The sequence below is a fragment of the Proteiniclasticum sp. C24MP genome, assembly GCF_043951855.1.
Taxonomy (GTDB): Bacteria; Bacillota; Clostridia; order Clostridiales; family Clostridiaceae; genus Proteiniclasticum.
The window spans coordinates 198,958-222,353 of record NZ_JBINJW010000001.1 but is presented as its reverse complement, the minus strand read 5'-3'; the positions used below and the strand labels follow the sequence as shown (position 1 = coordinate 222,353).

25 protein-coding genes are annotated in these 23,396 nt (G+C 45.2%); 19 read left to right on the top strand and 6 right to left on the bottom strand.

Annotated elements, in window-relative coordinates; all coding sequences use genetic code 11:
• Positions 1-40 precede the first annotated feature (40 nt).
• From ACHAL6_RS01175 to ACHAL6_RS01150, 6 genes are all read left to right on the top strand, one after another.
• Positions 41-1,939 carry a DUF2207 domain-containing protein gene (locus ACHAL6_RS01175; protein WP_395268295.1) on the top strand — a complete coding sequence of 633 codons (1,899 nt, stop codon included), beginning with the start codon at positions 41-43 and terminating at the stop codon, positions 1,937-1,939.
• 44 nt (positions 1,940-1,983) lie between these two features.
• On the top strand, positions 1,984-2,547 hold the full coding sequence (locus ACHAL6_RS01170) for a LemA family protein (protein ID WP_395268294.1): 564 nt from the start codon (positions 1,984-1,986) through the stop codon (positions 2,545-2,547).
• 350 nt (positions 2,548-2,897) lie between these two features.
• Positions 2,898-4,337, top strand: a complete 1,440-nt coding sequence (nagE, locus tag ACHAL6_RS01165) for an N-acetylglucosamine-specific PTS transporter subunit IIBC (protein WP_395268292.1) — start codon at positions 2,898-2,900, stop codon at positions 4,335-4,337.
• A 178-nt stretch (positions 4,338-4,515) separates the two neighbouring features.
• The gene (locus tag ACHAL6_RS01160; RefSeq protein ID WP_395268290.1) at positions 4,516-5,343 is read left to right on the top strand and encodes a PRD domain-containing protein; all 828 of its coding nucleotides are present in this window, start codon (positions 4,516-4,518) and stop codon (positions 5,341-5,343) included.
• Positions 5,344-6,807: an N-acetylglucosamine-specific PTS transporter subunit IIBC gene (gene nagE, locus ACHAL6_RS01155; RefSeq protein ID WP_395268288.1), complete on the top strand. Its 1,464-nt coding sequence runs from the start codon at positions 5,344-5,346 to the stop codon at positions 6,805-6,807. It begins immediately after the preceding gene.
• 31 nt (positions 6,808-6,838) lie between these two features.
• The gene (locus tag ACHAL6_RS01150; protein WP_395268287.1) at positions 6,839-7,303 is read left to right on the top strand and encodes a hypothetical protein; all 465 of its coding nucleotides are present in this window, start codon (positions 6,839-6,841) and stop codon (positions 7,301-7,303) included.
• Between the two features lie 67 nt (positions 7,304-7,370).
• Here the strand turns inward: ACHAL6_RS01150 and trpS are convergent, their stop codons facing one another.
• Together trpS and ACHAL6_RS01140 are read right to left on the bottom strand one after the other, a co-directional pair.
• Entirely contained in the window at positions 7,371-8,384 is a 1,014-nt protein-coding gene (gene trpS / locus ACHAL6_RS01145; protein WP_395268286.1) for a tryptophan--tRNA ligase, read from the bottom strand.
• A gap of 110 nt (positions 8,385-8,494) precedes the next feature.
• Positions 8,495-8,656, bottom strand: a complete 162-nt coding sequence (locus ACHAL6_RS01140) for a zinc-ribbon domain-containing protein (protein WP_207600860.1) — start codon at positions 8,654-8,656, stop codon at positions 8,495-8,497.
• Positions 8,657-9,010: 354 nt separating this feature from the next.
• Between ACHAL6_RS01140 and ACHAL6_RS01135 the strand changes: the two genes are divergently transcribed.
• The 5 genes from ACHAL6_RS01135 to tkt all read left to right on the top strand — a co-directional run bounded on the left by ACHAL6_RS01135 (position 9,011) and on the right by tkt (position 13,868).
• Positions 9,011-9,427, top strand: coding sequence for an ATP-binding protein (locus tag ACHAL6_RS01135; RefSeq protein WP_207600859.1), 417 nt, complete (start codon positions 9,011-9,013; stop codon positions 9,425-9,427).
• A 70-nt stretch (positions 9,428-9,497) separates the two neighbouring features.
• Complete coding sequence (locus tag ACHAL6_RS01130) at positions 9,498-9,731, top strand: hypothetical protein (RefSeq protein WP_395268285.1); 234 nt, start codon at positions 9,498-9,500, stop codon at positions 9,729-9,731.
• Positions 9,732-9,889: 158 nt separating this feature from the next.
• Positions 9,890-11,110, top strand: a complete 1,221-nt coding sequence (tyrS, locus tag ACHAL6_RS01125) for a tyrosine--tRNA ligase (protein ID WP_395268283.1) — start codon at positions 9,890-9,892, stop codon at positions 11,108-11,110.
• Complete coding sequence (locus ACHAL6_RS01120) at positions 11,110-11,799, top strand: metallophosphoesterase (RefSeq protein ID WP_395268281.1); 690 nt, start codon at positions 11,110-11,112, stop codon at positions 11,797-11,799. The genes tyrS and ACHAL6_RS01120 overlap by 1 nt, the downstream gene beginning before the upstream one ends.
• Before the next feature lie 71 nt (positions 11,800-11,870).
• The gene (gene tkt, locus ACHAL6_RS01115) at positions 11,871-13,868 is read left to right on the top strand and encodes a transketolase (RefSeq protein ID WP_395268280.1); all 1,998 of its coding nucleotides are present in this window, start codon (positions 11,871-11,873) and stop codon (positions 13,866-13,868) included.
• A 274-nt stretch (positions 13,869-14,142) separates the two neighbouring features.
• On the opposite strand, the gene ACHAL6_RS01110 is transcribed toward tkt, so the two are convergent.
• Both ACHAL6_RS01110 and ACHAL6_RS01105 read right to left on the bottom strand, forming a co-directional pair.
• A complete protein-coding gene (locus ACHAL6_RS01110) occupies positions 14,143-14,544 on the bottom strand; it encodes a hypothetical protein (protein WP_395268279.1) in 402 nt (133 codons plus the stop codon).
• Between the two features lie 48 nt (positions 14,545-14,592).
• Positions 14,593-15,171 carry an immunoglobulin-like domain-containing protein gene (locus ACHAL6_RS01105; RefSeq protein ID WP_395268278.1) on the bottom strand — a complete coding sequence of 193 codons (579 nt, stop codon included), beginning with the start codon at positions 15,169-15,171 and terminating at the stop codon, positions 14,593-14,595.
• 256 nt (positions 15,172-15,427) lie between these two features.
• Between ACHAL6_RS01105 and ACHAL6_RS01100 the strand changes: the two genes are divergently transcribed.
• The 6 genes from ACHAL6_RS01100 to ACHAL6_RS01075 all read left to right on the top strand — a co-directional run bounded on the left by ACHAL6_RS01100 (position 15,428) and on the right by ACHAL6_RS01075 (position 20,554).
• Entirely contained in the window at positions 15,428-16,201 is a 774-nt protein-coding gene (locus tag ACHAL6_RS01100; RefSeq protein WP_395268277.1) for an SDR family NAD(P)-dependent oxidoreductase, read from the top strand.
• Positions 16,202-16,272: 71 nt separating this feature from the next.
• Positions 16,273-17,061, top strand: coding sequence for a GTP pyrophosphokinase family protein (locus tag ACHAL6_RS01095; RefSeq protein WP_395268276.1), 789 nt, complete (start codon positions 16,273-16,275; stop codon positions 17,059-17,061).
• Positions 17,062-17,188: 127 nt separating this feature from the next.
• Positions 17,189-17,902 (top strand): hypothetical protein, encoded by a 714-nt coding sequence (locus tag ACHAL6_RS01090; RefSeq protein WP_395268275.1) that lies wholly within the window; start codon positions 17,189-17,191, stop codon positions 17,900-17,902.
• Positions 17,903-17,917: 15 nt separating this feature from the next.
• On the top strand, positions 17,918-18,994 hold the full coding sequence (locus ACHAL6_RS01085) for an ATP-binding protein (RefSeq protein WP_395268274.1): 1,077 nt from the start codon (positions 17,918-17,920) through the stop codon (positions 18,992-18,994).
• Positions 18,981-20,339: a VWA-like domain-containing protein gene (locus ACHAL6_RS01080; RefSeq protein WP_395268273.1), complete on the top strand. Its 1,359-nt coding sequence runs from the start codon at positions 18,981-18,983 to the stop codon at positions 20,337-20,339. The genes ACHAL6_RS01085 and ACHAL6_RS01080 overlap by 14 nt, the downstream gene beginning before the upstream one ends.
• A 26-nt stretch (positions 20,340-20,365) precedes the next feature.
• The gene (locus tag ACHAL6_RS01075) at positions 20,366-20,554 is read left to right on the top strand and encodes a hypothetical protein (protein WP_395268272.1); all 189 of its coding nucleotides are present in this window, start codon (positions 20,366-20,368) and stop codon (positions 20,552-20,554) included.
• 103 nt (positions 20,555-20,657) lie between these two features.
• On the opposite strand, the gene ACHAL6_RS01070 is transcribed toward ACHAL6_RS01075, so the two are convergent.
• Positions 20,658-20,999 carry a HesB-like protein gene (locus tag ACHAL6_RS01070; RefSeq protein WP_395268271.1) on the bottom strand — a complete coding sequence of 114 codons (342 nt, stop codon included), beginning with the start codon at positions 20,997-20,999 and terminating at the stop codon, positions 20,658-20,660.
• Between the two features lie 24 nt (positions 21,000-21,023).
• Positions 21,024-21,374, bottom strand: coding sequence for a HesB-like protein (locus tag ACHAL6_RS01065; protein ID WP_242694292.1), 351 nt, complete (start codon positions 21,372-21,374; stop codon positions 21,024-21,026).
• A gap of 531 nt (positions 21,375-21,905) precedes the next feature.
• On the opposite strand from ACHAL6_RS01065, the gene ACHAL6_RS01060 reads away from it, so the two are divergent.
• Positions 21,906-22,349 carry a hypothetical protein gene (locus ACHAL6_RS01060; protein ID WP_395268270.1) on the top strand — a complete coding sequence of 148 codons (444 nt, stop codon included), beginning with the start codon at positions 21,906-21,908 and terminating at the stop codon, positions 22,347-22,349.
• 108 nt (positions 22,350-22,457) lie between these two features.
• Positions 22,458-22,982 carry a type 1 glutamine amidotransferase domain-containing protein gene (locus tag ACHAL6_RS01055; RefSeq protein WP_395268269.1) on the top strand — a complete coding sequence of 175 codons (525 nt, stop codon included), beginning with the start codon at positions 22,458-22,460 and terminating at the stop codon, positions 22,980-22,982.
• Positions 22,983-23,396 lie beyond the last annotated feature (414 nt).

The window sequence follows — 23,396 nt, the reverse complement described above, 5'->3', positions numbered from 1 at the left end:
TAGAATGGAAGAAAGAGCAGAGAGAACGAGGAGGTGGAGTATGAAACGACATACTACGTTTAAAATCATCATCGGATTTTTCCTCATGATATTCATCCTGCCGGGTCAGATGGCCTTGGGCTCAGAAGGATATTATGATGTAACGGAATTCAATATGGATGTTCAGATTCTGGAAAATGGTGATGCGGTGGTCATGGAAGAGATCACATATGATTTCGACGGAAATTTCGATGGAATTCTGAGAGACATCGACTATACGCGAACCAGTGGTCTGAAAGACCTGACTGTGGGTGTGCTGGAAGGCGGAAATATCACTTATTTCAATGAGAGCACTGGTTCAGGCACCTATGTGTACGAACTGGATGATACAGGAGAGCTGGCAAAGCTTAAAATCTATGAACCATCCGATTACGAGCAGAAGACTTTCTATATCGGCTATACGCTGGTCAATGTGGCAGAGCGATACAATGACATCGGAATCTTCAACAGAAAGATCATCGATAAAAGATGGTCTGTACCCCTCAGTGACATCACCATTACGATCACCATACCGGAAGGCGCAGCCAGGGAAGACCTGAAGGTCTATGCCCATGGTCCTCTGACAGGAGAAAGCACCATTGTGGATGAGCGGACGTTCCGGTTCACGGTGCCAAGTGTGAACAATGAATTTGTGGAAACTCTGGTGATTTTTCCACCGGAGCTGATTCCGGCATCCACCAATGTGTTCCAGAATGATGAGCTACAGAACATACTGGAGAATGAGCAGAGACTGGCGGATGAAGCCAATGAAAGAAGAGAGGAAGCCATCAGAGAGCTGGAGGAACAGGAGAAGAGGGAAGCGCGTGAGAAAGCGTCGAGACCCGTATTTCTGGGAGCCATTGCAGCAGCCATAGGTGCAGTCTTCTTCATGTTCAGGAAGTTCACAAGAGAGCTGAAACCTGAATTCATGGGAGACTACTACAGAGAACTTCCAGAGGACTACACACCGGCAGTGATGACCTATCTGCTGACAAAAGGAAGGACCAAGGATGATGATATCATCGCTACCCTTCTTGACCTTGCCAGAAAGAAAGTGATCAAGCTGACCCCCTTGAAAGTGGAAAGCGGACTGATCTTCAAGAAAGAAGAAGATACCTTCGAAATCACCTGGCTGAATAAAGAGAAACTTTCGAGCCTGATGCCCCATGAACAGTTCCTTGCCACCTGGTTCATCGACGAAATCGGTGGAGGGAGAGGCCTTGTCATGGACGATCTGGAAACCATCGTGAAAAAGCAGAAAGCGGCACTTCAGTTCCAGAAGGACTATGAATACTTCAAGGCGAAAGTGAAAGACACTGCCGAGAAGCAGCAGTTTTTCGCACCCAATACACTTCAGGGCGCCAAAGTCTTTGTGCTGATGGGCATCGCGCTGATTCTTGCAGGACTAGGCGGACTGTTTCTTCTGGGAAGCTTTATTGCCATCGGTCTTATCGTACTCGGCGGAGTAATGATCTTCGGACTGATCTCCCTGAATTTCATCAGAAAGTATTCCAGGCGTGGTGTGGAACATAAGACCATGTGGGAAGCCTTCAGGAAATTCCTTGAGGATTTCTCGAACATGAAGGAAGCGGAGATTCCATCACTTATCATCTGGGAGCATTATCTGGTATATGCAACTTCACTGGGCGTTGCGGAAGATGTGCTGGAACAGCTGCCTAAGGTGTTTACTGATGCGGATCTCAGCAATCCTGATCTTACCTATATGGGCGGATACCGATCCTTCAACAGTTTCTACATCATGAATCACGGTTTCTCCAACACCATGTCTAAAGTAAGCTCCGCTGTGAACACAGCTCAGATTGCCAATTCAGCCAAGTCATCCGGCGGCGGATTCGGAGGAGGTTTCTCCGGAGGAAGCTCTGGCGGTGGCGGCGGCGGTGGCGGAGGCGGTGCCTTCTAGCAATGTAAGTCAATTCAAAATATATATTTGGAAGGAAGATGAATATGAAAGCAGGAACAATAGCACTTATCGTCATTCTCGGACTGGTCGTATTACTGGTGATTTATGGAGTCTCTGTATACAACAGCCTGGTTGTTCTAAAGAACAGGGTGAAGAATGCATGGGCTCAGATCGAGGTCCAGCTGAAAAACAGAGCAGACCTCATTCCCAACCTGGTGGAGACTGTAAAAGGCTATGCCACCCATGAGAAGGAAGTCTTTGAAAATGTCACCAAAGCCAGAAGCCAGGTGCTGAACGCCAAAGGCGTGGAAGAAACGGCTAAGGCCGATGCCGAGCTTTCTTCAGCCATCAGCAGACTCCTTGTGACAGTGGAAGCTTATCCTCAGCTGAAGGCAGACCAGAACTTCCTGTCACTGCAGGCAGAGCTGAAAGATGCGGAAGAGAAGATCAGGTACGCCAGACAGTTCTACAACGATACCACCATGAAGTACAACACAGCCATTCAGGTATTCCCTAAGAATATCTTTGCAGGTATCTTCAACTTCACCCAGGAGCCTCTATTTGAGGCATCCGAAGCAGACAGAGCGGTACCTAAGGTTCAGTTCTAGAACCACATAATATTTATTTGAGAGAGAGCCCTTTAGATGGCTCTTTTTCATTGGTGATCAGTGGAAATGAAAAACATAGCGGGTTGGATGCTTTTGATTCATAAGAGGTATTGTTTACGTATTATTAACTTTTTAAACATGACAACTTGTTGACAAGTGGTGCACAATCACTTAAGATGTAAACAAATACATGGATTGTTACTGGGAACCAGGCAAGACCGAGATGCATGCAACGCTGTTGCTTTGTTTCTTCGGTCTTTTTTTTATAACTGTGGCCACGGTACCTGTCTTTCCGGGGAGAATCTGTGCATTGAACTTATTAATCTATTTTCAAAGGAGGAATTATCATTATGATGAAGTATCTACAGAAACTCGGTAGATCACTCATGCTTCCTGTTGCCGTACTACCTGTCGCATCCATACTCATGGGTATCGGATACTGGATCGACCCAGCTGGCTGGGGTGGCGGAAGTCCGATTGCAGCGTTCCTGATCAGTGCCGGTGGTGCAATCATCGATAACATGTCCATTCTTTTCGCAGTGGGTGTCGCGTTAGGTATGTCAAAGGATAAGGACGGATCGGCTGCACTTGCAGGTCTGGTTGCTTTCCTTGTGGTGACTAAGCTTTTATCCACAGGAACCGTTGCACAGCTTACTTCTGTTGATGTCGGTGAGGTCAATGCGGCGTTTGGTAAAATCAACAACCAGTTTGTGGGTATCATCTCCGGTCTGGTGGCTGCGGGAATGTACAACAGATTCTCCCATGTACAGCTGACGCCGGCGCTGTCGTTCTTCAGCGGTAAGAGACTGGTGCCGATCATGACATCCTTTGCCATGATCCTGGTTTCAGCAGTGCTCTTCTTCGTATGGCCAGTGGTTTATTCAGGACTTGTATCCTTCGGTACAGGAATCTCCGAACTGGGTGCTGTGGGAGCCGGTATTTACGGTTTCTTCAACAGACTGCTCATTCCTACAGGTCTCCATCATGCGCTGAACTCCGTATTCTGGTTTGATGCCATCGGCATCAATGACATCGGAAACTTCTGGGCAAGCACAGGAGAACCTGGTATTGTTGGTAGATATCAGGCAGGATTCTTCCCAGTGATGATGTTCGGTCTTCCAGCAGCAGCACTTGCCATGTATCATACAGCGAAGGATAATAAGAGAAAGGTTGCAGGAGGTCTTCTTCTGGCAGCAGCTATTTCTTCCTTCTTCACTGGTGTAACAGAACCAATGGAATTCGCATTCGTATTCCTTGCTCCTGGACTATACCTGGTACATGCTCTTCTTACTGGTATTTCAGTATTCATCGCAGCGCAGTTCCAGTGGATCGCAGGTTTCGGATTCAGCGCAGGATTTGTTGACTTTTTCCTCAGCCTGAGAATGCCTCTGGCTGTAAATATCTGGATGCTGATTCCACTTGGCCTGGTTATGGGCGCAATCTACTACTTCCTGTTCAGATTCCTCATCGTCAAGATGGATCTCAAGACACCTGGAAGAGAAGATGATGAAGCTGTGGAAGGCGAAGGCGTGAAGCTCGGCAAGGACACAAACTTCAATGCTCTTGCAGCACAGGTTCTTGACGGACTGGGCGGAAAAGAGAATATCGCTTCCCTTGACTACTGCATCACAAGACTGAGAATGGAAGTGAAAGACCATCTCCTAGTTGATGAAGCAAAGATCAAGAAGGCAGGCGTTGCAGGCGTCATCAGACCATCCAAGACAAATGTGCAGGTCGTTATAGGACCACAGGTACAGTTTGTTGCAGATGAGATGAAGAAGCTTCTGTAAACAGATTCCAACAGAAAAAGAAACGGTCATCGAAAGATGGCCGTTTTGTTTGCCGTGGTTTCCAAGCTCTCTGGAAAAACACGACGAAGACTGGAGAATCAGATGGCGTTTCGATAAATCTAGGAAAAATGGAAAATTCAATCTATAATGGATGTAAGAGTTTTTTTGGAGGTTGTAGATGCGAATCATCAAGGTGTTTAATAACAATATCGTTGCAACCCGATCCGATCAAGGGGAAGAAATGATTCTGACTGGCACAGGACTGGGGTTTCAGAAGAAACCAGGAGATCTGGTCAATGAATCGAAAATCGAAAAGGTCTATGAGGTTCTGGATGACAGCAGAGACCGGTTCTACAGGCTTCTTGGGGATACACCCATGAAGCTTATTGATGCTACCCAGAAGATCCGAGACCGAGCCAAGGAAGAACTGGGGATTGAAATGACCGTGAATGCCCTGGTGGGCATGATCGATCATATCACCTATGCGGTGGAGAGGAAGAAGCAGGGGATGGAAATCCCCAATCTGATGCTCCATGAAATCAGAAGTCTTTATGCGGAGGAATTCAAAATCGGACTGAAGGGTCTGGAGTATATCAAGGAGGCTACAGGAGTAAGCCTGTCAGAACATGAGGCGGGCTATATCACCATGCATATGGTCAATGCTTCCCTGGGCGAAAACAAGGAGAGCATTTCCAAGATTTTTCTTTTCACCAGCGGGATCGTGGAGATCATCGAGCAGGTCTTCGACATTGATTTCAGTGAAGATGAGATTTCTCTGGCGCGTCTCAATTCGCACCTGAAGTTTCTGGCCAAAAGAATCCTTCTGAAGCAGCCCAGTACGGAAGATCATGTGGAAGAGTTCTATGGCATGTTTCTGAAGAAGGACAGAAGGTTCAAGACGGTGGAAAAGAAAATAAAGACCTTCGTGAGGAAGAATTTTCAGCATGAACTGAGTCTGCAGGAAATGGTGTACCTCATGGTGCATATGAATAAGGCGATCAGTTAGATGTATAGAATCAGAAAGATCAGAAACAGAATGTTAAGCGCCAGTCAGAGACTGGGTAAATCCCTCATGCTTCCGGTGTCTGTGCTGCCGGCGGCCGCGATCCTTGTGGGGATCGGATACTGGATCGAGTCCACGGGTCTGGGGTACAGCACCCTTCTATCCCGGGTGCTTCTTCAGGTTGGGCTCATCATCATGGATAATGTACCGATTCTTTTTGCGGCTGGCGTAGCCCTTGGCATGGCCAGGGAAAGAGACGGTTCAGCAGCCCTCTCTGGCATACTGTGCTACCTGACCGTAACGAAAATGCTGTCACCGGAATCCGTTTCCATGTATCAGCGTATCCCCCTGGAAGAAGTAAGTGCGGCTTTTTACAGCATCGGAAACCAGTTTACCGGGATTCTATCCGGCCTTGTGGCGGCATACATGTTCAACAGATTCAAGAATCTGAGACTTCCAGAAGGTCTTAATTTTTTCGGTGGGAAGAGATTTGTCCCCATCATTAGTACCTTCACCATGGTTTTCGTCAGTATTCTTCTCTATTTTCTGTGGCCTGTATTGTATGACATGCTCATTATATTTGGTGGCAGGATCAGTTCCCTTGGCGCTTTCGGTGCAGGGATCTACGGTTTTCTCAATAGACTGCTCATTCCACTGGGGCTACATCATCCTCTGAATTCGGTGTTCTGGTTTGATGTCATCGGGATCAATGACATCGGGAATTTCTGGCAGTCCTCTGGAATCCATGGAGTGACGGGTATGTACCTGGCAGGATTTTTTCCAATCATGATGTTCGGTCTTCCAGGAGCGGCCCTGGCCATGGCAAGGGCCGCAACCAAAGGGCAGATCCGTAAAACGAAATCATTCATGGGCACATCGTCCATTGCCTCCTTTCTCACGGGCATCACGGAACCTCTGGAGTTTTCCTTCATGTTTGTGGCACCGCTGCTCTACCTGCTCCATGCGCTCTTCACAGGACTTTCCCTGTATATCGCGGCAGAATTTCAGTGGATTGCAGGATTCAGTTTCAGTGCAGGCTTTACGGATTTTCTATTGAGCATAAGGATGCCCATGGCGAAGAACATGGGGATGCTTCTAGTCATGGGAATCTTCTTCTTTTTCCTTTACTATTCTTCCTTCTCCTTCTGCATCAGAAGATTCAATCTCATGACGCCTGGAAGAGAAGTGAGAAAAGTCCAGAAGGAAGAAGAAAGCAGCCTCTACACTGCAAATTACAAGAAGCTTGCGAAGAATCTCCTGAAAGCCTGCGGAGGACATGACAATGTGCTCACAGCAGATGCCTGCATCACCAGGCTGAGACTGGAAGTGAAACATCCTGATCAGGTGGACAAGGAGAGGCTGAAGGAAATGGGCGTCATGGGCATCGTTCAGCAGGAAGAGGACTTTCAGATCATCATCGGTCCTCAGGTGCATTTTCTGCTGGAAGAGATCCGGAAACTGCTGTAAGGTAAGCGGCTGCACATAATTGGAGGATGGTATGAAGACAAACACAAAAATATGGATCTGGATTCTTGTTCTTGCGCTGCTGGCAGTGTGGGCAGTGCCGAAAATGCCCTTCAATGAAGAAATCGTAAGGAAGATAGAGGCACAGGTGTATGTGGAGGGCGTTCCTGTAAGAACCACGGAAGTGGTCATAGAAGGGGAGAGAAGCCGTTATCTGTTCTCGGACAGGCAGATGTTTTTCGGCGATTTTCAGATGGAAGAGTATCCAAGAACCCAAAGAGAGGACATGATGGCCGAAATCTCCTGGCATGAGCGGTTTGACGTAGAGCAGATTATCTATGCGCAGAACGCCACTTTTCCGGATCTGGAAATGGAGAGAGACCTCATCATGGATGAGGCCATGGAGCATTTCGCTCTGGGGTTTAAAGATGGGCGCATCGTGGCCACTTCTTCCGAGCTCATGGAAGAATATCGGGAGAGATACAGCAAAGAGGACTGATTAAAGGGAACAGGAAAGGCAGCTGAAGAGGATTCAGCTGCCTTTCCTGTTGGATCGGATTCTGTTTCTATTTTCTCACTGGAGGGAGCAGACCCACTTTCTTCTGCATCTTTCTCAGCACTTTCATGGCTGCATAATTGGCCTTCATGGCTCCTTCGGAATAGATTTCCTCGAGTTTTGACTTGTCTGTCAGGAGTTCATTGGCCTTCTTCTGGACAGGTTCCAGTTCTTCGATGATGACCTCCGCCACGTATTCCTTGAACTCCTTGTAGCCTTTTCCTTCAAAGGAAGCCACTACTTCATCCGGTTTCACATTCCTGATGGCGCAGATGATGTTGATGAGATTCTTCACGCCTGGCTGCTCGTCGCTGTAATTGACCACGCCTACGGAGTCAGTGACCGCTCTTGAAATCTTTCTTCGGATCACATCTGGTGGGTCCAGAACGAGGATGTAGGAATTCTGATTGTCATCAGATTTGGACATCTTCTTCGACGGATCCTGAAGATCCATGATCTTGGCAGCATTTTCCGGAATCTTCGCTTCCGGCAGGGTGAAGGTATCGGAATAGCTGGAGTTGAACCTTTGCGCGATGTCACGAGCCAGTTCCACATGCTGCTTCTGGTCGATCCCCACGGGAACGAAGTCCGCGTTGTAGATGAGGATATCTGCTGCCATGAGCACAGGATAATTGAACAGACCTGCGGAGATGGAGGTGTTTTCCTTCAGCTTCGCTGTCTTGTCCTTATACTGGGTCATTCTGGAGAGTTCCCCCATGTTGGCGTTGCAGGTGAGAATCCAGGAAGCCTCGGAGTGCGCGGGCACATGGGACTGCACAAAGAGGGTGCTTTTGGTATAGTCAAGTCCGGATGCGATATAGATCGCAAGGATCTCCAGCACTCTTTTTCTTAAGAGCTTGGGCTCCTGTCTTACGGTGATGGCGTGAAGATCCGCAATGCAGTAAAAGCATTCATATTCATCCTGAAAACCGATCCAGTTCTTGATGGCACCCAGATAATTTCCCAGGGTGATTTCTCCAGACGGTTTGATGGCACTTAATACAATTTTCTTTTTTTCTTCCACAAGTAGATCCTCCATGTCTTCTATATTTTATAAAGTAATGTGACTTATGCACTCTATTATAACTTTTTTCATTGAAAAAAGGTAGCTACAATGTAACTACCTTTAAAGGACTATCTTCTCTGATTGTTTCTTTCAGCCTTTCTTGCTCTTCTGCAGTCTGGGCATCTTACTGGCTCGTTTTCAAATCCTTTTTCTTTGTAGAATTCCTGTTCACCAACTGTGAATGTGAATTCGTTTCCGCAGTCTCTGCAGATGATTTTCTTGTCTTCCATTGTTTTTTCCTCCTTAGCAACAGTATTTTTTTAGGTTTTCTGAGGCTAAGGGCCTGGATAGCTAAGAAAATTACTGTGTCTAAAATAATATTACCTTACGGCAATTTCATTATATCAGATTATTCTCATTATGTGAACAATGAAAGATAAAATAATTGGAAAATAAATTGACTATATTACGAATCTGTCAATGAAAACCAGAATCAGGTTGTGAATCTTTTCGGTGACGGGAAAATTAATTCAATATGTGCCACTAAAAAGGGGTTTATGGTTTGACTAAATTTTCGGATAATTATATAATTAAGACATAGTTTAAAGGTTTTCAAGACCAAATTTACAAAGGGAGTGATTGACATGATACAGGTAATTTATGGCAAGAGGGGATCAGGAAAAAGTAAGAAGATGGTATCTCTTGCCAATGAAAAAGTCAAAACAGCCAAAGGCAATGTTGTTTTTGTCGATGACGATTCTCGTGCAATCCATGAGCTGGATAGAGAAATCCGATTTATCGATGCAGACGAATACGCACTCACAGACTACAGGTCAATCTACGGGTTCCTCTGTGGAATCATATCAACAAACTATGATGTAACTACCATATTTGTGGATGGCCTCTTCAATGGAATGGACAAGAAGAGTGAAACATCCGAGAAGATTTTTGAAAAACTCCAGAATTTCTCCGAGGCCAATGACATTGATCTCTTTATTGCTATGCACGATGAGGGTGAATTGGCTGTATCTGAATTAGAAAAGTACAAGGTTCTCAGTTAACCTTTTTAAAGCTCCGATTTTGATTGGAGCTTTTTGATTTAACTTGGAGCTTTCACAGGAGGGGTTTTGTGTGATCTTTTTTTGGAACAGGAAGGAAGTCTATCGAGGTGTTTCTGTTCAGAAGTTCAATGAAATCCGGAATATGCTTCGTGCTCATGATATCAGGTTCAAAGCAAAGGAGAAGGACTCCGGTGAAGTGAAACAGGAAACAGAAGCAGTGGAGAAATCTCGAAAATACTCAACAATCTACACAGTATACGTGCATAGGAAAGATTATAGACGGGTAAAGCCGTATATTCGATGAACTACTGCACTTAAAGGAAAAGGAACTTTCTGAGATGAAGAGAGTTCCTTTTTCATTTCAGCAAACTCCATAATTCAGGGTTTACCGTTTTTTCATTTCACAAACCGCTGGAAATTAGGTATACTTAGATGTAGTAAAAATCGTCAGGAGTTGTAAAAATGAGTGTATTTGAAGAATTAACCAGAAGGGGATATATCAAGCAGCTGACCCATGAAGAAGAAATCAGGAAAGCCCTTGAAGAAGAAAGAGTAACCTTCTATATCGGCTTCGATCCCACAGCGGACAGTCTTCATGTGGGACATTTCATCGCCATGATGTTCATGTCACATATGCAGAAAGCCGGACACAAGCCCATCGCTTTAGTGGGTGGAGGAACGGCCATGATCGGAGATCCTTCCGGAAAGACCGATATGAGATCCATGCTCACAAGAGAGGATATCGAAAGAAATATCGTGGGCATCAGGAAGCAGATGGAAAGATTCATTGATTTCAGTGAGGACAAAGCGCTGCTTCTGAACAATGCGGACTGGCTGATGAATCTCAACTATGTGGAATTTTTAAGGGACATCGGCGTTCATTTCTCTGTGAACAACATGCTTCGCGCAGAGAGCATCAAGCAGAGGCTGGAAAAGGGATTATCTTTCCTGGAGTTCAACTATATGCTGATGCAGGGGTATGACTTCCTGTACCTGAACCAGAACCATGGCTGCACCATGCAGCTGGGTGGTGATGACCAGTGGTCCAACATGCTGGCAGGAATCGATCTTGTGCGAAGAAAGGAAAGAAAGACTGCCTATGCCATGACCTGTACACTTCTGACCAATTCCCAGGGGCAGAAGATGGGCAAAACCGTAAACGGAGCCCTATGGCTGGATCCCGAGAAGACACCGGTCTATGATTTCTATCAGTACTGGAGAAACGTGGACGATCAGGACGTGGTGAAATGTCTGAAGCTTCTTACCTTCGTGGATATCAACGAAATTGAAAGAATCGAAGCTATGGAAGGTCAGGAAATCAATGAATCCAAAAAGCTCCTGGCTTACGAAGTGACAAAACTCGTACATGGAGAAGAGGAAGCGAATAAGGCTAGAAGTGCTGCAGAAGCGCTCTTCGGTGGTGGAACGGATCTTTCCAACGTGCCAACAGTGGAAATCACAAAGGCAGATCTGGAAAAGCCACTTCTGGAAATTCTCCTGGCAGGTGGAGTATTCCCTTCCAAATCTGAAGGCAGAAGAAATATGCAGCAGGGTGGGGTCAGCATCGAGGATGTGAAGATCATCGATATCGATCATAAATTAAAGGAAGAGGATTTTGCCGAGAACTATCTCCTGGTGAAAAAAGGGAAGAAGAAAATCTACAGAATCCTCATCACAGAGTAATGGCTCTTTTCGCCATTTCCGACCTGCATCTTTCCTTAAGCGGAGACAAACCCATGGATGTCTTTTCCGATGAGTGGAGAGACCATGATGAGAAGATCAGAGAAAACTGGCTCAGTAAGATCACAGAGGAAGACACGGTGCTTCTGGCAGGGGATCTTTCCTGGTCCATGAACATGGCTTCCAGTAAACTGGAGCTGGACTTTGTGGCGAAGCTTCCAGGCAGAAAGATCATGATCAAAGGCAATCATGACTACTGGTGGGGAAGCATTACAAAGCTCAACAGCATGTATGACAATATGGATTTTATTCAGAACAACTTTTTCGCGTATGAAGACTATGCCATCTGCGGCAGTCGCGGATGGGTGCTTCCTGGAAGTGCGTTATACAAGGAAGAGGATGAGAAAATCTACAAGAGAGAACTGCTTCGAATGAGAATGTCTCTGGATAAAGCGAAAAAGGCCGGGTATGAGAAGATCATTGTGATGATTCATTATCCTCCGGTGAATGAAACCTTTAAAGATTCGGAGTTTACTGATATATTTGAAGAGTATGGAGTGGAAAAGGTCATTTATGGACATCTTCACGGCAAATCTCTTCAGAGAGTCATGACGGGATACCGAAGCGGAGTGGAATACATCCTCACTTCATGCGATTACATCAATTTTGATCCGATAAAGATCATGGAATAAATACTGATACTGGTTCATTACAGACTCGTGCCGGAAACTGTTCCGGTGCCAGCAATTTTATGGAGGTAAACATGTATAATAACAATGACGTACTAACCATCAATGCCATCAGAGCATTATCCATTGATGCCGTGGAACAGGCAAATTCAGGTCATCCTGGCCTGCCACTGGGGGCTGCGCCTTTTTCCTATGTATTGTGGGCGAAGAACATGATGCATAACCCCAAGAACCCAAGCTGGTTCAACCGTGACAGATTCGTGCTTTCTGCAGGACACGGATCCGCGCTTCTTTATTCTCTTCTTCATATGTCCGGTTATGACCTGCCTATGGAAGAGATCAAAAATTTCAGACAGTGGGGATCAAAAACACCAGGACATCCTGAATTTGGTCATACTGTCGGCGTAGAAGCGACCACAGGGCCTCTTGGACAGGGAATCGCCATGGCGGTTGGTATGGCCATGGCTGAAAGCCATCTGGCAGCCAAGTACAACAAGGAAGACTATGAAGTTGTTAATCACTACACCTTCGCATTATGCGGAGATGGAGACCTGATGGAAGGCATCTCCCATGAAGCATCCTCACTGGCAGCGCATATGAAGCTGGGCAGACTGATCATGCTTTATGATTCCAATGACATTTCACTGGATGGAGACCTGAACAAAGCCTTCTCCGAAAGCGTGAAGGACAGATACGAGGCATACGGATGGCATTATCTGAGAGTGGATGATGCGAACAACCTGGACGCTGTGGATGAAGCGATCAGAGAAGCGAAGAAAGTCACAGACAGACCTACCCTCATCGAAATCAAATCCATCATCGGTATGGGTTCACCTTCAGCAGGAACTTCAAAAGCCCATGGTGCGCCACTGGGAGCGGAAGGGGTAAAGGCAACAAAGGAATTCTTCCAGTATAACCATGAAGTATTCACGGTTCCGGAAGAAGCCTATGAAACCTTCAGAAACCATGTGGAAGAAAACGGAGTTGCCGCAAACAAGGCCTGGGATGAACTCTTTGCAGCATACAGCAGCAAGTATCCTGAACTGGCTGGAGAACTGGAAGATGCCATAGAAGGAAAGCTGCCTGCAGATCTTGCGGAAGGCATGCCTGTCTATGAAGAAGGAAAGGGCGTTGCCACAAGAAGCGCTTCAGGAGATGCCATCAACTTCTTCGCCAAGAAGCTGCCAACCATCTTCGGAGGATCTGCTGACCTTGCCGGATCCAATAAAACAGAAATCAAGGGAGCCGGAGACTTCTCTCCAGAGAAGAGAGACGGCAGAAACATCTGGTTCGGGGTAAGAGAATTTGCCATGGGTGCCATGATGAACGGCGTACATCTGCATGGTGGGCTGAGGGTGTTCGGAGGAACCTTCTTCGTATTCTCAGACTATGTAAGACCAGCAGTGAGATTATCTGCGCTGATGGGTCTTCCTGTAATCTATGTATTCACCCATGACAGCGTTGCTGTAGGAGAAGATGGACCGACACATGAGCCCATCGAGCATCTGCCTTCTTTCAGAGCCATGCCGAATCTTTCCGTCATCAGACCTGCGGACGGAAATGAAACCATGGCTGCCTGGAAAGTGGCACTGGAATCAGAAAACACACCAACCATACTTGCCCTGTCAAGACAGAACCTGAAGACCCTGCCTTTATCTTCCGCACTGGCTGTGGAAGGCGTGAAGAAGGGTGCCTACATTGTATCTCCTTCCGAGAAGGAAGTCAGTGATGTACTGCTCATCGGTACAGGATCTGAGGTTTCCCTGGCTTACGAAGCCCAGCAGGAACTGAAGAAGGAAGGCATTGACGCTGCAGTCATTTCCATGCCTTCATGGGACCTCTTCGAGAAGCAGACAAAGGAGTACAAGGACAGCGTCCTGAATCCTTCCGTGAAGAAGAGACTGGCTCTTGAGCTTGCCAATCCGCTCGGATGGGAAAGATACACTGGAGACGAAGGAAAGATTCTTGGCATTGATACCTTCGGTGCATCCGCTCCTGGAGAAATCGTCATGGAGAAGTACGGATTCAACGTGCCCAATGTCATCAAGCTTGTCAAGGAACTGATCGGATAAGAATAGGATATTTATCTGCACCGGACAAGGCATACTTGTCCGGTGCTTCTGACTTCTCAGGCAAGCTGCTGCAAAAAGCAGATGGACCTGCTATATAGACAAAGTAAAAAGAGCGTATGACTTCAACTATGAAGCCGTACGCTCTTTTATGAGGACTCTGCATGAAGATGGCGTGGATTCTGGGCGGAATCCGAAGGAACTCGTTGGAAAGTTCTCTAGATACACATCAAGCATGTCCGGTACTAGGATGTTCTATATCATACAGAATATCGTCCTATTCTATTGGTATGTAACCAATAACTTCGTAGGTATCACTATCACAGACAATCCGTGCAAAGTCGTGTCCTGACCGATCACCGATAGTAATAATCCAGTCAGTAGTGTCAACTGCATGTTTATCCACTTGAGCAACCATGGACCATACATTCTCCCATGTTCTTTCATCTGCATTTTGTATTGTTACTATGCTTGTGTCTATACGGTCTTTTGAAGCAAACTCCGAGTTTTCAATAAAGTGGATACTGTTCTTGACAGCCTTTTGCTGTTCAGATGATAATGGAATCTCAATATTTGAATCAGCTGTGACAGCTGGAACGTCGTTGTTGTCAACGGATGAGCAACCCACTGTAAATAACAGCGTACAAAGGCTGAGGGATATAAATTTTTTTATCTGCATTATTTGCCTCCTCGTAGATTATGATTCATGAAGATTTTCGATTATTTCCTAGTCTCTGATTTCAAATTCCGCGCTGAGGTAATAGGCTTTGTCTCCTGGCCTGTCTTTCCCGGTGATGTCCGTTTCAGTGAGATTGAATTCCATGATCACACGATAGCTACCGTCCACCATGTCGACCCGATTGTCTCTGCTGATCCAGAACTTCTCCTCCTGTCCAGGCTCCAGCATGAACCCTATGGCAGGAGCTTCGGCCATGGTCGCGATCCTTTTCCAGCCATCAGAGCTCTTCCTCTCGATTCTGTCATTGGCGCCAAACCAGATGATCTGGTCACTTTCATTTCTGATGAGGTAGCTTTCTGGATTGATCTCTTTCTCCGGAATCAGAGAAATATCAGGAAGGATATTGATGCGGTCTTCAGGAATCACAAAGCCCTCGCCATACCAGACGGGTTCCACATCCGGGCCTTGCTCCTCTGGTGTGGAATCAGGTGAGGGGTCTTGCGTGTCAGGCGCAGTGATGGATGTGTCTGGTTCCGGAACCTTTTCGGTTTCCGGTATGGCTTCACTGCTGCAGGCTGCTGTCAGGGATAGGATCAAGATACTGAGCAGGATATGAATTTTCTTCATTGTGTTCCCCCTTGGCATACATTATTAATGAGTATATTATATGCTATGTACAGTTGAAAATAGTTACAAAAAAAATGATATATTCATCGTCAAGTATTTGATAGATAGAATTAATAATCAGTTCCTTAATCGTGATAATCCTAGAATATTCAGTGGTTTCCGTGATGTCCGAATGAAGCGGAATAGAAGAACAGATAAGATTAAGTTCAGGTGATTGTATTATAATAGAAGAAAACGAAAAACTGGAGGATGTATTATGGAAGGTTACGCATTAGTCACGGGCGCCACATCTGGAATAGGACTCGAAATCGCACTGAATTTCGCAAGGGATGGTATTCATCTCATTCTTGTGGCACGAAGAGAAGAGAAACTCAATGAAATCAGAGAAAGAATTGAAGCCCAGTACGGGGTGAAGGTGCTGGTTCTGGCAAAGGACCTGACCCGAGAAGAAGCACCAGATGAGATCCGTGCGGAAGTGGAAAAAAGAGGCATCCGAGTGGATTACCTCATAAACAATGCAGGATTCGGCAGCTTCGGCAGGCTGAAGGATACAGACTATGAAAAGGAAAAGGATCTGGTGAAGCTCAATGTGCTTTCCCTGCTCCAGATGAACAAACTGTTCATACCCGCCATGGTGGAAAGACACTTCGGCTATGTGATGAATGTAGCCTCTCTTGCGGCGTTCATGCCTGGCCCTGTCATGGCCAACTACTATGCGTCCAAAGCCTATGTGCTGAGCCTCTCAGAAGCCATGCATGAAGAGCTGAAGGAGGAAGGCGTGAAAGTATCCGCCTTATGTCCAGGTCCTGTGAGAACCGAATTCCAGGAACGAGCAGAGATGAAGAAGACGGAAACGGCAAAGGCGTTCATCATGGAAGCGAAGAAAGTGGCAGATGCGGGATACCTTGGGCTCTGGAGAGGAAAAGCTGTGGTGATTCCAGGAACATTTGAAAAGATGGTTCCGGTGCTTACAAAGCTCATGCCCAGATGTCTCGTAAGAAAAGCGGCCTTCCTGTCACAAAAAGAATAACTATTGCTATAAATTTGGTATAATAGAAGAAACAGAGTAATGAACTGATTCGGATGTGAGAGGTGCTGGTTATGGCCAATAAAGACTGGAAAACATTCATGATTCCCTATGAGCAGGCAGTGGAAGAGCTGAAGGTGAAGCTGAGGGCAATCAGAACGGAATATAGAAGGAAAAATGACTATTCTCCCATTGAGTTCATCACGGGCAGAGTGAAGGAAATTTCTTCCATGCTTGAGAAAGCCAACAAGTTTGAGATTCCCCATGATCGTCTGGCTATGGAGCTGGAAGATATTGCAGGGATCCGAATCATGTGTCAGTTCGTAGATGACATTGAAACAGTGGTGAATATTCTAAGAAGCAGACAGGATATGAAGATTCTCTATGAGAAGGATTATATCACCAATGTGAAACCCAGTGGCTATAGAAGCTATCATATGATCATTCAGTATCCTGTGAACATGGCTTCCGGCGTGGTCAACATCATCGCGGAAATTCAGATCAGAACCCTTGCCATGAATTTCTGGGCAGTGACAGAGCACAGCCTGAACTACAAATACAAGCAGAGCATACCAGAAAACATCAAGAGCAAGCTGAAGGAAGCAGCGGAATCCGCTTATCAGCTGGACCAGACCATGCTGGACATCAAGGATGAAATCAAGGATGCCCAGAAGCTCTTTGAAGTGAAATCAGCCATTGTATCATCCATCATGAATGATATCCTCTATCTCATGTCCCTGAACAAGATTCAGGAAGCATCCAGATTTCAGAGTCAGCTGAATAAACTCATAGAGTATGGAGATGTATCGGATCTGAATCAGCTGCATCTTCTTGTGAGAAAGGAAATCAACCGGTTCAGATAGTATTTCAGGCAGTCAGATGAAGGATCTGACTGCCTGTTTAAACGAGGCTTTAGTTTTATCAAATTTAATAGTATAATGGATGATGAAAAAGAGAGAAATAAACTGCAAGAAATGATGTGAGGAAGAAATGGAACAGGAAAAAGAACTGCAACTGGTAAAAAGAAACGGAAATGAAATAAGACATATCGTCAGCCCATCTTTCGATGTGATGATGGAGGCGGTGAAAAAGACACCTTCTTCCATTCAGTATATGAAAAGTCCGCCATTGTCTGTCATGGTGACAGCAGTGACAGGAGGATGGAACAGTCTCAGGTTCATAAAAGACGCACCCTATGAGGTGCAGCTTGCTGCGGTGAAGAACAAGGGCTGGGCGATCCAGTATATCAAGGAGCAGACCCTGGAACTGCAGATGGAAGCGGTGAAGAGAGATTTTGATTCGATTCAGTACATCAGAGACCCGGGCTGTGAAGTGCAGCTTCAGGCTGTGAACAGCTTCTGGAGCGCGCTGAAATATGTGAAAAGTCCATGTCTGGAAGCAAAGGTGGCAGCCATCACCAGAAGCGAGCAGGCCATCACCTATGTGGGAGATTACACCGAAGAAGAGCTGAAGAAGTATCTTCTGGCCAACATAAAAATCGTGAAATACATCTACGACTCCCTGGATATGGACATGCTCTATGAAGTGCTGGAGGAGAAATTCAGAGGTGAGGATGTGACACCGGAGTATATCCGGGATTTCATGGAGCTTCAGATACTGGATATCAACAAAGTGAACTATATCAGAGACCACGGATCAAGAAGCACGAAACAGAAACTCATTGATTACGTGCTGAGCAGATAGGAGAAGAGGACAGAAATGAATTATAAAGAAACATTGGAAGCAGTGGAACTGTCGCTTCTAAGCCGCGCAGTGCCACTGATCATAGGAGAAAGCGGTATCGGAAAGACATCGCTCATCAAGGATTTTGCCAAGAAGAATGACATGTACCTGGTGAATATCGATGCGAATCTTCTGAAGGAAGGAGAAATCGGTGGGCTGCCCATGGTGGTAGGGGGCAAGACCTATTATGCAACCCATCACAAGCTCATGGAGATTGATGCCTGGCTGCAGAACAATCCAGGCATGGTCATGCTGTTCATCGATGAGATCAACCGCTGTGACCACAGCGTGCAGCAGGAGCTCATGAACCTGATACTGAATCGAGAAATCAACGGATACAAGCTTTCCGACAGAGTGCTCGTGGCTGCAGCCATGAATCCCACAAACAAGATGGATTCTTTCCGCGAAACGGATTATCAGGTGGTGGATATGGACCCGGCACAGGAAGACCGTTTCATCTGGTTCAATATGGATTCAGACCCCAAGGAATGGATCCGCTGGGGCATGGAGGAAGGACAGATTCATGAGCAGGTCCTTCAGTTCATCTCGAACTTCAGAGAATACCTGAGCTACACCAGTGAGGACGAGTATATTCAGGCAACCCCCAGAAGCTGGGAGAGGGTGTCAAACGCACTGAAGGTATTCGAGAAAAGAAAATATGAACCAAAGACACTGTATCATCTGGTCAAAGGAAATGTGGGCACGAAGCTGGCCCAGGAATTCACAGCATTTCTGGAAGACAACAGAAATCCCCTCATTTCGCCGGATGATCTTTATGAGATGGATGTGCTGGGACAGTTTGTCCGGGATGAAATCAGTCAGGCAAGCCATTCCAGGCTCTACATCCTGGCAAAGAACATGATTCTGAAATTAAGAGACCGCATGACGGAGAAAAGTGGAGACAGATTTTCAGAAGTGCTCAATCTCATGCCCAAGGACCTGAGAATTTCAGTGATGAAGGAGCTGAAGAGTGACTATCCTGATGTTTATCCGCTGCTGCTCAACTCAGATACATTTATAGAGGGGTTCTTTGATTGTTATGGTAGATCTTAACTTCAATAAGGAATTTCAGGAACAGGATGCGCTGATGAAGAAAAGAAGAGAACTTCTTTTCGACCTTCAGAAGTATATGGAGGGAGGTCTTCTCCGTAAAGGCTTCAACAAGGATTTCTTTGAATATCTCAATGAGATCTCCTTTAAGATGCTCAACGGTGGAGAGGATTACTATGCCCTTTTTCTTGGGGATACCGTTCGTGAGATCGACTTCAACCTGGCTTTTCCCACTGCCAGTGTGCTGAAAGGAAACAAGATACATTTTCTGTTCAATCCCTTCTCCTTTCTGTTTCTTTCAGAAAGAGAAGCTGTGGCGCTGATCAAACATGAGATTCTTCATATCCTTCTGAAGCACCATGCAAGAGAGCGGATTCTGAAAAACAAGTATCGGAAACTGGCCATCAATCTGGCCATGGATGTCTCCGTGAATCAGTACATCAATCATCTTCCGGCTTTTGTGGAGAGAATCAACACCGTGAATATGCGTTTTGATCTCAATCTCAAGACCAATGAGACGCTGGAGTTCTATACGGAAGAGATTCACAAGGCCATACTGGAGCATCCCAAGGAGGCTAAGGAACTTTCTGAATCGGACAATGCCAACTATGAAGAGGTCCACGACAAGTGGGTGGAATCCGAGGATGAAGACACAGACGAGGTGAAGGACAAGCTGAAATCAACGCTCAAGCTTGCCTCGCGAAACGGCATTCCGGACGAGATTCTTCGAATCGTGAAGGATAATCTGAAAGGGGAGCTCCATTGGACACAGATCATCAAAAAAGCCATGAGAACACTGCCCAAAGGCAAAAAGAAAACTGTGACTCGTGTGAACAGAAGACAGCCTGAACGACTGGACCTGAGAGGGGAACTGAAAAATCATATTCCGGATGTCACTGTGGCCATCGACATCTCAGGCAGTATCGATGACAAATCCATGAGAGAGTTTCTGAAAGAGATTGTAACCCTCAGCCACGCGTACAGTGAGTCCATTCGAATCATCGAATGTGATGATTCGGTGCGTAGGGACTATAAGATCAGATCCTACCATGACATCAAGCCGCTTCTGAAAAGAAGGGGAGGAACAAAATTTTCCCCTGTGTTTCAGCATATCAGAGAATTGAATCTGAGAAATACGCTGCTCATCTATTTCACGGACGGCATGGGTGAGGAGAAGCTGGAGACCAGGCCATCCAATTACAGAACCATATGGGTTGTAAAAGGAGAGAAGCTTTCTCTAAAAGATCCTTTTGGAGAAGTGATCTATCTGAAAAACACAGTGAAAGAAAATGAGCCGGCTTATGGAATCCAGGTTATGAGGGCTCTTCTTCATGACTGGGCGAGATAAGACCCGATAGAAGGAAGGAGCACGTGATGAAAAGGAGCAAAGATAATCTGAACAAAGAAGCGAAGCAAAAAGGCGTGTCCTATCTGGCCATCGGCATCGGACTAGGGGTAGCCTTGGGTGCTGCCATGAACAACCTGGCCGTTGGCATTGCATTAGGTGTAGCCATCGGAGCCGGCCTTGACCAGCAAGGCAGAGAGAAGAATAAGGACAAGTAGAAATTCATGGGAAAAAGCCAGACTCCATGGAGATCGGCTTTTTTTGACAAAATGATTGAATTATAAAAGGACGGATGTTTTCATCCGTCCTTTAAAGTCTTTTTTAGCCGCAGCTGCTGCAGGAGCCACAGTCAGATTCAGAGACCTTGTTCGGTCTTAGAACCATTCCTTGTCCCATGTTCTCTTCTGTGGATAGAATCTGGAAACCTTCAAACTCGTTGTAAAGTCCGGATTCCACGTAAAAGGTGAGATCCTTGATGGTTGTTTCCATGTCTCCATCCTTGCGGTCATCTACCAGAAGTCCGAATCTGGGACCGCTGCAGGCGTAACCTGCAAGGCTGATTCTGATGTTGTTTTTATCAACATTATTTGATCTTAGAAAGTTCAGGAATTCATCATATGCAGAATCGCTCATGGTAAGCAGTTCTTTGTTTAGTGTCTCCATGTAATACTCTCCTTATCCGTTATATTATACAGCACAGCCTGTAGCACAGGTTGAACATCCGGCAGCATCATCAACCTTCTTAGGTCTTAATGACATTCCGCCCCCGAAGTTTTCTTCATCAGAAAGGATGACGAATCCTTCGTATTCGTTGTAAAGATCCTTTGAAACGATGAAAGTGATGTCTTTTACGACTTCCACTACGTCGCTGTCTGTTGGATCGTCTACCATAAGACCGAATCTTGGTCCGCTGCATCCGAATCCTGCAAGTGCGAGTCTTACCACCTTAGGTTCGATTTCATTTGCTTCCAATAGATCATTGAATTCCTGGTAGCCTTCCTCTGAGATGTCTATCATTTTGATTTGTGTATCATTCATTTATTCTACTCCCCTTTAATTCATATCATTATACTCTGAATTTCCATTCCATTATATAACATCACAGATGAATCTTCAAATCATTTCTGATTTATTGAAATATCCGGATAGGTTATAGATAAATCTTAACAGAAAAACATTAAATCGAGCTGAAACTGAAAGGTTTTTAATTGTCAGTGGAGCTCATCAGAGATTCTGTTCGGAAACACAGAGGAAGATTAATCTGTGAAAGAATAGGATTCAAACAGTCAATGGTGTAAAATAAGATTAACAAGAAATATCTGAAATTACAGACAGATCACATTTTCCAGCGATAAAAAGGGGAAAACCCTTGAGTCGGGGAAACTCAAGGGTTCATACACTATTGTATACATAATCGTATAAAAGGGGGAAATATGAAATACTTTTACGTTTTTCGTATTTCGAAATATGTTGTGTGTGTTATGAATTCATATTAACATAGATTGTGTAAAATTGAAAGTCATTCTCAATTAATTTATTGAAACAATTTGTAAACAAAGAGGTGTGATTGTGAACAAGGACAAATTCTATGAAAAACAGGAGTTATTGAGAGTCATATTTATGCCTATAAACAATCGCCTGAAATCTGAAGTGGGTTCTTCACTGGTAGAAGTAAAGGAAGGGGAATGGCTCTATGTGACGTTCATAACAGGAAGCGGAGCCATAAGAATAAGGTGCAGCACGAAGAGATTCATGATTACGGAGTTCAGTGTAAATCTGAGTTCCATGACCATTGATTTCATACTACTCAGATTTGCACTGTTTTTAAGAAGAAATGAGATACAGATCATCAGTGTGGTGGTTCGCAGGGAGACGAGGATCCTGCAGGACTTTCTTGAAGATTCCTATAAGGAGAGCATTTTTGAATCCTATGGAGAAGAGAGTTACGTGGAGCTGAAGGTGGCAGATTATATCGATAGATTCTATAAAAAGTACAGAAATGGTTCATTCTAAGAAATCTGAAGATTTGTAACATCTTCATTAACTTTGGCGTTTGAGTCAATAACACCTGTGATTTTAGGGTAAAATAGAAGCAAACGAACAAACAGGAGGAATTGACAAATGAAAATACTGACTTTTGTAGCTGATATTTTTGAAGATCTGGAACTCTGGTATCCCATCATCAGGCTGAAGGAAGAAGGATGGGAAGTGGATGTGGTTGCTCTGGATAAGAACAAGATCTACACTGGAAAATATGGACTGAAGGCGGAAGCCAACAAAACCTATGATGAAGTGAAAGCCGAAGACTATGACGGACTTCTGATTCCTGGAGGATATGCACCGGACATCCTGAGAGTGGAAGAAGGATGCATTCAGCTGACGAAGGACTTCAACGATCAGAATAAACCGATAGGCATGATCTGTCATGCAGGATGGGTACCCGTTACAGCAGGAATTCTCCAAGGGAAGACCGGAACCAGCACAAAGAAAATCAAGGCTGACCTGGAAGGTGCAGGACTTACCTGGGTGGATAAAGAAGTAGTGGTATCCGAAAATATCATTTCGTCCAGATCGCCTAAGGATCTTCATGTCTATATGACATCTTTCATAGATGAAGTGAAGAAATTCAAAGAAAAGAATAAATAGGATTTTGAAGAAAGAACCTGTCATGATGGCAGGTTCTTTTTTTGATGGCAGCTGCAATGCTGTGCATCTGGATAGGGAATGTAAATCCCATGAAATGTTTCATTGAAATAAAGATGAAATATCTCATGGGATTTGTTTTGCAGAAATGACCACCATTTTTGAAAAGGGTGCCATCTGAATCCATTTCATAATTCCGCTGTATGAAACGATCATGAAACGGGATATGTTATATTTTTAACGAGAAGAAAAAGAGAATTCTTCTGAAATCGATAAATCTTAGACAGCATTACCTGGAGGAGCAGGCAAAGCAGGAGAAAAGGATGAAATATTTCATGAAGAAACTGGCGATGCCATAGGGATAATCTGTTAAACAGTGCGATTCCACCAGAATCTGAGACCGCTGGACTTCCTTTT